We start from the raw sequence: 254 nt of genomic DNA on the forward strand, positions 1-254 counted from the left end.
GCGAAGTAGATGTCCGGCAGCTCGATGCCCTCGCGGGCGATGTACTGCCACACGTCGAGCTCGGTCCAGTTGGAGAGCGGGAAGACGCGGACGTGCTCGCCGGGCGCGTGCCGCCCGTTGTAGAGGTTCCACAGCTCGGGGCGCTGGCGGCGCGGGTCCCACTGCGAGAACTCGTCCCGCAGCGAGAACACCCGCTCCTTCGCCCGGGCCTTCTCCTCGTCGCGCCGTCCGCCGCCGAAGACCGCGTCGAACTT

At 70.1% G+C, this 254-nt stretch carries 1 protein-coding gene; it reads right to left on the minus strand.

What is annotated here, in order from left to right; genetic code table 11:
• The coding region (locus RB628_RS42100; RefSeq protein WP_318325853.1) for a phosphoadenosine phosphosulfate reductase family protein at positions 1-254 on the minus strand (254 nt) is incomplete at both ends.

It is taken from the genome of Streptomyces sp. ADMS, from assembly GCF_033441795.1.
In the GTDB taxonomy this organism is placed as follows: Bacteria; Actinomycetota; Actinomycetes; order Streptomycetales; family Streptomycetaceae; genus Streptomyces.